Annotated in this window: 12 protein-coding genes; 8 read left to right on the top strand and 4 right to left on the bottom strand. The window is 50.5% G+C overall.

Translation table 11 applies throughout. The annotated features are described in order from the left end of the window. The first annotated feature begins 63 nt into the window (after positions 1-63). The 5 genes from OXN25_22210 (at position 64) to OXN25_22230 (ending at position 5,606) form a co-directional block, all read left to right on the top strand. The gene (locus OXN25_22210) at positions 64-804 is read left to right on the top strand and encodes a hypothetical protein (GenBank protein MDE0427577.1); all 741 of its coding nucleotides are present in this window, start codon (positions 64-66) and stop codon (positions 802-804) included. After that, on the top strand, positions 782-1,798 hold the full coding sequence (locus OXN25_22215; protein MDE0427578.1) for a hypothetical protein: 1,017 nt from the start codon (positions 782-784) through the stop codon (positions 1,796-1,798). Before OXN25_22210 ends, OXN25_22215 begins: the two co-directional genes overlap by 23 nt. Positions 1,799-1,829: 31 nt before the next feature. Next, on the top strand, positions 1,830-3,119 hold the full coding sequence (gene obgE, locus OXN25_22220; protein MDE0427579.1) for a GTPase ObgE: 1,290 nt from the start codon (positions 1,830-1,832) through the stop codon (positions 3,117-3,119). After that, entirely contained in the window at positions 3,073-4,236 is a 1,164-nt protein-coding gene (proB, locus tag OXN25_22225) for a glutamate 5-kinase (protein MDE0427580.1), read from the top strand. Before obgE ends, proB begins: the two co-directional genes overlap by 47 nt. Positions 4,237-4,343: 107 nt before the next feature. Further along, the gene (locus OXN25_22230) at positions 4,344-5,606 is read left to right on the top strand and encodes a glutamate-5-semialdehyde dehydrogenase (GenBank protein ID MDE0427581.1); all 1,263 of its coding nucleotides are present in this window, start codon (positions 4,344-4,346) and stop codon (positions 5,604-5,606) included. On the opposite strand, the gene OXN25_22235 is transcribed toward OXN25_22230, so the two are convergent. Beyond that, entirely contained in the window at positions 5,591-5,734 is a 144-nt protein-coding gene (locus tag OXN25_22235; GenBank protein ID MDE0427582.1) for a hypothetical protein, read from the bottom strand. The two genes, OXN25_22230 and OXN25_22235, sit on opposite strands and share 16 nt — an antisense overlap. 138 nt (positions 5,735-5,872) lie before the next feature. On the opposite strand from OXN25_22235, the gene OXN25_22240 reads away from it, so the two are divergent. Then, the gene (locus tag OXN25_22240; GenBank protein ID MDE0427583.1) at positions 5,873-6,301 is read left to right on the top strand and encodes a DUF5069 domain-containing protein; all 429 of its coding nucleotides are present in this window, start codon (positions 5,873-5,875) and stop codon (positions 6,299-6,301) included. 153 nt (positions 6,302-6,454) lie between these two features. Here the strand turns inward: OXN25_22240 and OXN25_22245 are convergent, their stop codons facing one another. Together OXN25_22245 and OXN25_22250 are read right to left on the bottom strand one after the other, a co-directional pair. Further along, on the bottom strand, positions 6,455-7,540 hold the full coding sequence (locus OXN25_22245) for a Gfo/Idh/MocA family oxidoreductase (GenBank protein ID MDE0427584.1): 1,086 nt from the start codon (positions 7,538-7,540) through the stop codon (positions 6,455-6,457). A gap of 38 nt (positions 7,541-7,578) precedes the next feature. Continuing rightward, a complete protein-coding gene (locus tag OXN25_22250; GenBank protein ID MDE0427585.1) occupies positions 7,579-8,244 on the bottom strand; it encodes a DUF1080 domain-containing protein in 666 nt (221 codons plus the stop codon). Between the two features lie 181 nt (positions 8,245-8,425). Here OXN25_22250 and OXN25_22255 point away from each other — a divergent pair, with 181 nt between their 5' ends. Next, positions 8,426-9,337 carry a hypothetical protein gene (locus tag OXN25_22255; protein ID MDE0427586.1) on the top strand — a complete coding sequence of 304 codons (912 nt, stop codon included), beginning with the start codon at positions 8,426-8,428 and terminating at the stop codon, positions 9,335-9,337. Here the strand turns inward: OXN25_22255 and OXN25_22260 are convergent. Further along, the gene (locus tag OXN25_22260) at positions 9,334-10,176 is read right to left on the bottom strand and encodes a phytanoyl-CoA dioxygenase family protein (GenBank protein MDE0427587.1); all 843 of its coding nucleotides are present in this window, start codon (positions 10,174-10,176) and stop codon (positions 9,334-9,336) included. The genes OXN25_22255 and OXN25_22260 overlap by 4 nt on opposite strands. 144 nt (positions 10,177-10,320) lie before the next feature. Between OXN25_22260 and OXN25_22265 the strand changes: the two genes are divergently transcribed. Then, positions 10,321-11,108, top strand: a 788-nt coding sequence (locus OXN25_22265) for a hypothetical protein (protein ID MDE0427588.1), incomplete at its 3' end; no start/stop codon positions are given.

An 11,108-nucleotide genomic window follows, 5' to 3' on the forward strand; every position in this document is an offset into this window, starting at 1 on the left:
CCAAGCAAAAATTGCCTGAATTCATTATTGTGAGTGAAGGACGTGCAAGAACGGAGGTAATGAATGAAAAAATTGCTTTTTGCAATTTTTATTTTCATGTTTGTGAGTATTATCGGGTGCGAGGTTCCTTATACCGGTCCGCTACTCTCAGTCAACGATGTAACGCAATTTCTTAGATCGAAGGGTGAGGATACGGTTTGTGTACAAGATGGGTTTGATTCCGTTTGCCTCAAAGTGGTCGTCAGAAAAGTGGAGAGACAAGGAGATACCATACTGGCACCCGTTATCCATATCCATCCGACAGGTGTGATGTACGAATTCTACTATGAAGGTCGTCTTGTTTTACGTGCGGAACGGTCAATGGACACCACCGAAATTGCGGAGGCGTTGGTAGCTGCGGGGATTGCGGAACTTCCAGCAGATAGTGCGCTGCTGGGTGGTGACAATGGTGTTGATGTTGACAACGCCTTTGAAGGCTGGCGTATCCAGATGTACTATCCAGAGGCGTTCGCAGAAGTCTCTCGTGGAGACACACTGGAAACCAGTGGGTTTGAAATCCGAATCGTGGAAGGAACGCGGTTGTTTCCAAACACTGAAAAATATCTTGAGATAACAAACTTTACACAAATTGATGAACCTGATGGTGTCCGTATCGCACAATTTGATGTTGGAACAGATGCTACAAAAATACTCGTTCGGGTCAGAGGGTTAGTTCCAGGGTATATTGCGAAGTTCCGCCTCAACATAGATGGCATAGCGTCCGATGAAGGTGATGATACCTTTGAATTACAACGGATACGGTAGGGACTACGGGAAGGGGTCGCGTATTATGCCCCAAACAGGTGCGAACCGCGCAGCGGCGAGCATGACAATAGGTTTTGAAAGCGTAAAGGAAACCCAGTTCTTATCGTCAAACTTAATCGTCAGTATCCTCATTGTTCTTTTTAGCATAACCGGCTGTTCCGATGCACCGCATGTCGGTTCAATGCTGACAGCTGATCGTGTAGACCGATATATAACTTCAACTGAAGCTTCTGTCTGCCTTGAGAACACGTGCATAACCGTTATACCAGAATTCACAGATCGGACAGACGGCATTGAGGGGCCTATCATCCACATCCATCCAGATAACTTCAGCTATATCATCTACCGCAAAAGTGCCTCGGCTTTACCTGCTGAAGCGGTCCGACGTTCGACCCGTGATGGTGGTGGTGATGGTGGTGGCAGAGGCGGCGGTGGTAGTGGTGATGGTGGTGATGGTGGTGATGGTGGTGGTGGCAGTGGCAGAGGCGGCGGTGGTAGTGGTGATGGTGGTGTTCCTGTTACCACGCCGCAAGATGATGGCCCACCCCAAGGTGGCGGCGGCTTCGGCGGCGGTGGTGGCGGCTTCGGCGGTGGTGGTGGTACCTTTGTTCAGCCCGATACTGATGATGACTTGAATGATGGGACGCTTGGCGATGGTCCCCCCCTTGGTGGCGGCACACCCCTTGGCGGTGGCACACCTGGTGGCAACACTAACGGCAATGGCAGTGGTGGTAATGGCAGTGACACGTGCACTTCCGGATACGTTGTTTGGGTGAATGACGAGAGGAGTGTTGGCGGGTTCCTGTCGAGCGGTGTGATCTGTGAGGATTACCTCCATATTGATAGGGAAAACAGTATGCTCACCTTCACGGGCTCAGATGGTGTGGTGGATGGCGGTGAGAACGAGACGACTGAGGAATACGTGACGGTGGAAACTGGCTATACCTACGAAGAAGCGAGTGATCGCGCGCCAGAGATTTTGAGGGAGTATTGAAACGAGCATGTGAGCCAGTAAAGGTGATACAATGGATACAGCAAGGATTCAGGTTAAAGCAGGCAACGGCGGCAACGGATGCATCAGTTTCCGTCGAGAGAAGTTCGTCCCGCGTGGCGGTCCCGATGGCGGAGACGGTGGCAACGGTGGCAACGTTATTTTTGTTGCGACTTTGGGAATGAGCACGCTGATAGATTTGCGTCATAACCCGCGCCAAGTCGCCGAGAACGGTGGACACGGCACCGGCAAGCAAAAACACGGTGCCGATGGCGCAGCTCGCATCGTTAAAGTCCCGGCTGGCACCATCGTCAGAGACCAAGATACACTGGAAATGCTTGCGGACCTGACGGAACCCGATCAAGGCGTTATTGTCGCACGCGGTGGTATCGGGGGTAAAGGCAATGCCCACTTTAAGAGCAGCACCTTCCAAGCACCGCGCGTCGCCGAGAAGGGGGAACCCGGGGAAGAACGCGAGATTAGCCTTGAGGTCAAACTCATCGCTGATGTCGGACTGCTCGGTTATCCCAACGCCGGTAAATCGACGTTACTGGCGCGAACCTCTGCTGCAACCCCGAAAATTGCACCCTATCCATTTACCACACTCCGTCCTAATTTAGGCGTTGTCCGTATCGACCGAGAGCAGAATTTCATCCTCGCTGATATTCCGGGATTGATAGAGGGCGCACACGAAGGCGCGGGTTTAGGACACCAATTCTTGCGCCACATTGAACGCACCAAAATGCTCATTCATGTCATTGACTTAAGTGCTACAGATGGACGCGATCCCATTGAAGACTATGAACAACTCAATCGGGAATTAGGACATTACAACGAACTACTCACGAAACTTCCACAGATTGTTGCCGTAAATAAGATAGATATACCCGAAGCGCAAGCAAATCTGACGCGCGTCCAAGAATACTTCGGGCAACGGAAAATCTTTCCCATCTCTGCTATTACAGGTGAAGGCGTTAATCCGCTTGTGCAGCAGGCGTATCGTTCTTTACAATACCTTGAAACACGCGCCCGGGAAGCAGCAGCGACGACGATTACATTTGAACAGGACCTACCGCCTGAACCGGCAGCACGGTTTGAACTCGCTAAAACCGAGCATGGATTTATCGTCAGTGGTGCAGAACCGCGGCGTGCTGTCCTAATGACGGATATGGGAAACGAACAAGCGTTGATTTTGTTGTATCGGAAGTTGAAAAACATGGGAGTGATGAATGCCCTCGCCCGCGAAGGCGCAGTGGAAGGAGACACGGTCCAGATCGATGAATTCGAGTTCACCTATAGTCCAAGAGCGATGCGATCTGACTGAGGCACGCGCCTGTCTCTCAAACGTGAAACGTATCGTTGTGAAGGTCGGTAGCAGCACCATTGCAGACGAAGGGCACCTCAACGAAGCTGCTCTGATTGGGCTGGTCCACGATTTAGCACTCGTAAAGCAAGAGGGTGTGGAGGTTATCCTTGTCACATCAGGGGCAATCGCCGCTGGCTGGCCTGGACTTGGTCTGAAACAGCGTCCGCAAACACTACCACACCTACAAGCCTCTGCTGCAGTCGGACAAATCCGATTAATGGCGGCTTATGAGGAGTGGTTCCGCAGCTACGAACAGCGGACGGCACTTATGCTCCTCACGCGGGACGATTTCTCGAATCGGGAACGCTATACCCGCATGAACGATACCCTCCGCGCCCTGCTCCATCACGACGTGATCCCCATCATCAACGAAAACGACACCGTCGCGGTTGATGAAATCAAAGTCGGTGATAACGATACCCTCTCTGCTTACGTAACAAACCTCGCCCAAGCGGAACTCTTGGTTATCCTCTCTGATCAGGCAGGCTTTTACACCTCCGATCCGAGGGACAGCCCAGACCCGGAACTTATCCACACCGTCAGCACGATTTCAGAAGAGATATGGCAAGCCGCTGGCGAGGCTGGCACGACGAGCGGCACGGGTGGGATGGTGACGAAACTGCGCGCTGCTGACATTGTCACTGGATCTGGTGAAATGATGGTGCTGGCGCACGGACGAGAGCCGCTTGTTGTCACACGGCTCTTGAAGGGTGAGTTGCTTGGAACGCTCTTCCTGCCACAATCTCGTATTTCTGGACGCAAGCGGTGGATCGCCTACTCCCGTCCCCCAAAAGGCAGGCTTATTGTAGATGACGGCGCACGGAATGCCCTCGTGCAAGGCGGTAAAAGCCTACTTCCCGCCGGTATTCGACGCGTCGAGGGCAGCTTTGATTATAGCGATACCGTCTCATGCCTCACGGAAAAGGGCGTAGAGTTCGCTCGCGGTTTGGTAAACTATAACGCCGTGGAGACCACGAAACTCGCCGGAAAACACACTAAAGACATTGAAAAAATCCTCGGCTATCGCGATTACGATGAAATCATACACCGAGATAACCTCGTCCTACTCGACTGATTTTGCGTGTTTTCTAACGCTCTTGAAAATTTCCATCGATGCTGTTATAATATTCACCGCGTTTCTAACTACCAATTATCTATTGCGTGAATTCTCAAAGGAACATTATGAGCGAAAACATCCAACAACAGATTCAATCACAGGCTCGAAAAGCAAAATCGGCAATGCGTATCCTCTCGCGGAGTTCCGCCGATGTCCGGAATCATGCCCTTTTAGCCATGGCTGAAAGCCTACAAGCCTCCAAAGATAAAATTCAGGCGGCAAATCGCATTGATCTCGAAAACGGCGAAAAAACCGGGCTCGCTGCACCCCTCATGCAACGCCTCCTTCTTGACGATAAAAAAATCGAACGGATGGTGGACAACCTCCGTCAAGTCGCTGCCCTCCCCGATCCAATCGGCGCAGTCATCAGTATGGGTGAACGTCCCAACGGACTCAAGATTGGTACAGTTCGCGTCCCTATTGGGGTCGTTGCTGTCGTGTATGAGTCGAGACCTGATGTGACCGTCGAAGTATCCGCACTCTGTATCAAATCTGGAAACGGCGTTATCCTCCGAGGCGGCTCTGAAGCCATCCACTCCAATGCAACGCTTGCACGTATCCTCAGCGACACCGCCGCTGCAGAAGGTGTCCCAGATGCCATCCAGTTCGTTGACACCACCGACCGGCAGGCGGTTTATGAACTCATCCGCCTCCCAGAATACGTTGACCTCATCATTCCACGCGGTAGCAACGAGTTCGTCCAATTTTTGATGAAGGAGTCGGATGTTCCTGTACTGGGACATGCTGACGGTATCTGCCACATCTACGTTGACGCAGCTGCTGACCTCGAAATGGCGAACAAAATCTGTATGAACGCCAAGGTCGGATATAAAGTCGCTGTCTGCAACGCCGTGGAAACACTCCTTGTCCATACCGAAACTGCTGAAAAGTTCCTTCCCAGTTTCTGTGCAGCATTGCAGGAGGCGGATGTTGAAATCCGCGGATGCGAACGCACACAGCACCTCTATCCCGCAGCAAAACCTGCTACCGAAGAAGATTGGCGGACGGAGTACCTCGATTACATCCTATCCGTCAGAATCGTAGACGACATAGACACAGCGATTGATCACATTGAGGCCTACGGTTCACACCATTCTGATGCGATCATCACCGAAAGTTACGGCGCAGCACAACGCTTCCTCAAAGAGGTAGATTCTGCTGCCGTCTACGTCAACGCCAGCACTGTCTTCACTGACGGCTATGAATTTGGGTTGGGTGCAGAAGTCGGCATCAGCACGCAGAAGCTCCATTCCCGCGGTCCCATGGGACTTGAGGGGTTGACGACTTATAAGTACATCGTATACGGAGACGGTCAGGTGCGTGAGTAGACTTGCGGTATCTCCAAAAGTAGGTGCGGTTTCCAACCGCACCGATGTACAACACCTTTCTCCCGCTGGCGAGGTTTCCTAACCTCGCCTTCGTCCCATCGTGTATAGGTAACTCTAAAACCTACCATAAATGTCCTGCCGTAATTCAAAATTTGCTTGACTTTTTTGCACGTTGTGCTACAATGCTACGGCATATCACATGACAGGCAATAGCACCTGTTGTGCAACGACTCTACTTTAATTTTTTAAGACAAGGAGAAAATAAAATGGCAGGAATGATTCCAACAATTAGTTCCGGGGTTGCAGGACCGCTCGGCGTGTTACACCTCCCCCGATTCTGGTCGAAAGTGCTGATGGATGCCAAGGGTGTACTCCATGAAGATTATCCGGCATGCGGAGCAGGTTTTGATCAGATGGTATTGGATGGACTTGGACTCGACAAGGATACTACGCTGGCATATATCGCTGACAATTCACCCACCTATCCACAGTTTGAAGCGTGGGTTTCGGAAAATGGAAGTTTTGACCAAGCAGCCGTCGATGAACTGAACGCTGCGATTTCGGGCTATAATCACGATGACGATACCCGCGGGAGCATCCTCGGTGCAAGTGGTATTAATGACGACGGCTCTATCTTAGACGCTGTCAATCTCAACAACCTTGACGACTGGTATGAATTGCACGCCAGTTTATAGATTAGATATTTGGCTATTGGCTGTCGGCTATCGGCGTTTTGGCTTTCAGTAAAGAGGTTTTTGATGAAATCAGACCCCTCTTTACTGACTGCTGAAAGGCGGGGAAGCCCACACGGCATTCATACCGTTGATTTGCCGACAGCCGACCGCTATTTAACAACAGTCCGAGCAGCAATCTCCGCAGTTGTCTGCTTCTGTCCTCAATTCGATTGCCTTACCTGTTTCAGAAGATTCAAGACCCGCAAGCAGAATCTCAGTAACATGCCGCGCCGTATATGCATTTGAAAGCGGCGGTTGTGTCCCCGCACGAATATGCTCCGCGAAGTGTTCGTGCATGCCACTCGGTGCGACATCTGAACAGTCGATCGCTTTAACATCGACCGGTGCGTGTTCGCGCGTATAAGAGGTCGGTGTCCACTGACTCAGCGTTGCGCCATCTTTACCCGGCATCGTGAACTTGCCCGCTGTGCCGTGTACGCTCGCCTCTCCCGTTCGCGCCGGATCGCACCAACTCGTCTCCGCAGTGACAATACCACCCGACTGCATCTCAAGCACCAACGTGGCGACATCCTCCAATTCCGTCGGTTTGTCGAAGGTTGAAACGAAACCCGTCACGCGTTTAAATGTACCGAGCATGGCAACGAGACCCGAGACGGCATAGACTCCCATATCGAAAAGCGCGCCGACGCTCGCTTGTTTGGCATCGAAAAACCACAGATCGTCCCCGGTTTCACCGAAAATATCACGGATTTCCGCATAGTAAATTTCGGGGCCGCCGTGGCTGCTCCGCATCCTCGCGCCAGAGACGCGTCCGATTGCCGCCTCCGCAATCAATTGGCGAATCTTGTAGATCGCGGCGTTGAAGTGTGGGAGACACATCACTGTTTTACCACTCGCTTCTGTTGCGGCGACAAATTCGTTCGCCTCGTCCATATCGCCACAGAGCGGTTTCTGCATCAACACATGTTTGCTTGCCTCGAGTGCTTTCACACCCCATGAGACATGTAATGGATGCGGGGTGCCGACAAGGATAGCGTCCAGCGAGTCATCAGCAATGATTGCGTCGTAGTCTTGCGTCCAATGCGGTATGTCAAATTCTTGGCACTGGTGTTTGAGGCGGTGTTCACGTCTTCCACTAATGACGGTGACTTCAAAGTCGCTGCTCTCTGCGAGATCAGGTAGGTGCATCCGGCAGACGATACCACCAGCACCGATAACGCCAAGTTTTAGTTTGTCCATAACATTCCTTACTAAAGTATATCTGTTATCAAAACGGATTAAAGGGGTTTCAGTACGACATTTCGATAGGCGACGGGTCCATGGTCACCCTGCAACAGCAGTGGACCGGTAGTGGCTTCCTCTTCCACCATCGCGCCACGTGTGACACCCACAACTTCGACATCTTCATGAACGATCTGTCCGTTCCATACGACTTTAACGAAGGTCGCGTTGGAAATCTTATTGCCATCGGTATCAAATTTGGGTGCGCGGAAGGTGATGTCGTAGGTCTGCCACTCCCCTGGTGGTTTACTGGCGTTAACGCGCGGTGGAACACCGTCTACCGGTTGATTGTTGATCCAGCGACAATACACACCGCCACAGGAACCGTAGCGAAGTTCCGTTTCACCCCAGCTGTCCAATATCTGGATTTCATATCTACCCATGAGGTAGACCCCAGAATTAGAGCCTTGTGGGATCATGAACTCGACATGCAGCTCGCAATCGCCGTGTTCTACCTCAGTGTAGATGTCGGCGGTTCGTCCAGTGGCACCGTTGTAAAAAATACCTTCACCGGTCGTTGTTGTGAGAAGTTTCGAGTCGTCTGAATTAAGGGCAACGCTGCCAGCAGCATCCCACTCATGTTCAGGGGCACCGCCTCGTGCGAGCCAACCCTCCATGTTTTTACCGTTGAAAAGATTAATTCCGTTTTCGGATTGAGACATCAATAACCCTCCTATATTCGCTAAAAACTTTTGACATATTTCCGTGAATTGGGTATGATATTAATTATTACGAACTACACAATCAACACACGCTATGGTCCGAACGACGTAAAGCAAATTTCTATATAGCAAGTTTCGGAAACCTACAAGTTTCGCCGAAAGGACGAGGAAACTAAAACACATGAAACAATCTTTATTATTTTTAGGGCTATCCATTTTAATGGGAACGATTGCCCTTTTTACCCTTTACGGCTACGAAGAAATTTCGACGCTTCACGCAGCACCAGTAGAAGCCGCTACCCCTGAGGTGAAAACGCCTTTTGCCGAAGGATGTGAGAAGTGCCACGGGCAGGAACCCGCCTATCAAGAGTGGCAACAAGCCGGACATTTCCATGCCCTTGTCAATCTGATTGAAGGTCCGTATGAGTTGCAGACCTCCTGTCTGAGCTGCCATTCCTCTGGTTATGAGACCTTCAGTGATCGGGTTTATCCCGGACATACCTATAACATAGAGACAGCCGTGAATGCGGTTGCCTGTTCTTCATGCCATTCGCACACCAGCAGATCGGAACACTTGTTAGTAAAACCGGCGAAACACTTATGTGTCAGCTGCCACAAAATGGATTGTGGTTGTGCTGGAGCAGGCATTGTCCACCAATCTCAATCTGAGATGTTCCTTGGACGCGAAGGCGCAGGTGTCAAACGGATGCCGTCGCCGCATGTTCGTGCAATGAAGAAGCGGTGTGTCCACTGCCACATGGCAAAAGAGTACCCAGAAATCGTTGCGCAACACGGGGGTCATACGTTCGTTGCAGATTTTTCGACGTGTAGTACTTCCGGGTGCCACGATAGTGCTGATAATGACATGACAGTGAAACTGCCGCAATATCGTGCTGAGATAGAGGCGAAGATGCAAGCCGTTAAGGCGATGCTTGATGCCTCGCCTAACAGAACCTCACAAGCCTATCTTGATGCCAAGTTGAACTACGACATGGTTAAAGGCGATAGCGGGTATGGGCTCCACAATATGCCCTACGCGAATGCGCTACTGGATTATAGTCTTTCGCTCAAGAGCGAATTGTTAAACGATTAAGTCTGACTGCCGTTATCAAGCAATGCCCGCAGTGGCACATCTTGGTCTTGCGGTAGATAGTAGCTGAGCGGATCGCTGACGACACCGATAAGTTGTTTCTGGATCGGATTGCATTTCGCGACGAGTTCATCAGGCATCGTTATGTAATCCATCGGTTTCACCCAGCGATAGGCGTAACCCATAAAAATGGTTTTCCGTGGCAGACCAGACCAATTGTGTCCGATGCCGTGCCAGGTCCGCTGTTCAAAAAGGAACGCGTCTCCGGCGTTGATGTTCATAGAAATAGCACCGCGTGCCCAACCCGTTTCTGGGTCGGCTGCCGGTCTACCTGTGAGTCGGTTGCTCCCGGGAACGACCACCGTCGCACCAGAAGCCGGGTCAGATTGATCGCTGATCGCGTAAGCAATCTTGAGCATGATACGCGGGTGAGGTTCCTGCATCTCACGGTACGATGTGCCACCGTCACGGTGCAAACCAATACGGTTTTTTACGTCGTCCGGCGGCTCTTCTTTAGAGGGCAGCACAATCAGATGCGACGTAATCATCTGGACGTTCCAATTAAGGACATCGTAAGCCAGTGGAACCGTTTTTTGCCAGTCAAGAAGTTGTAAGAACGCTTCGTGGTGGACGATGCAGTTACGAAGGTTCAACTTTCCGCCTGCTTCAAGACGACCGGCGGCTTCCTCTTTAGCATACACTTCATCAACGGCAGCATCAATTTCTGCGACGACATCGGGAGGTAGCGCGTTTTTTATCAGCAGATACCCGTTATTTTCAACGAATTCTTTATCTTCTGGTGTAAAAACACCTGCTTGGGCAGCATCAATTGTAGTATCCATACGGTTTATCCTTGTAGTAATGCTGAAAGTAGTCTCAAATTCCTGATTGAGATTCAAATCATGTTATGCATTATATAGGGTTTCGGAAAAAAAAGCAATGCGATTCAATTTTCGCTTTTCGCGAAAGGTACAGAGATTTTTAATATGGAAGAAAATAGAGAGCCACCTGAATTTGATGACTCCAATTTTCCGAGCGGGCAGTTTGATACTACGGCAAAAAATGCAACCCGCGACCACCCGGAGGATTTTATTAGATATTGCCTTGAAATTTCGGATGCTCAGGCGATACGGGTTCTTGAGACAGAACAACCCACTGTTCAGTGGTACCGTGCTGATACTTTCATACACGCGAACGTTCGCGGCGAAGAAGTTGTTGTACATATAGAGTTTCAAACACATGATAGCACACGGATTCCAATGCCATACCGCATAGCAGGCTATGCAGGATTAGGAATTCGCACGTTTGAAATGCCGATCTATTCGCATGTCATCTATCTTCATCCTAACGCCGGACTGAACGACCCAGGAGCGTACGTTCAAAACGCCGCCGGTTACGAGATTAATATCAAATATAAAGTGATTAGACTCTCTGAAATAGAAGGTCAAGAGATTCTGAATGCAAAACTGAAGGGGCTTATCCCTTTCACGCCGTTAATGAATCCCCCAGAGGGAATGGATCGCCGGGACTGGCTGCGGCAGTGTGTTGAAGTTGCCGAGACCGTTCCAATGGACGCGATAGATAAACCCAATTATCTTGCATCCATGGCGATTTTGTGTAACGTAGTTTTTGAATTCCAAGACATTCGTCAAATTATACCGGAGGAAATCCTCATGCGATCAGAAGTTGTCCAATACTTCGAAAAACTCGGTATGGAAAAAGGTATTGAGCAAGGTATTGAGCAAGGTATTGAGCAAGGTATTGAGCAAGGTAT

This window comes from Candidatus Poribacteria bacterium, from assembly GCA_028820845.1.
Taxonomy (GTDB): domain Bacteria; phylum Poribacteria; class WGA-4E; order WGA-4E; family WGA-3G; genus WGA-3G.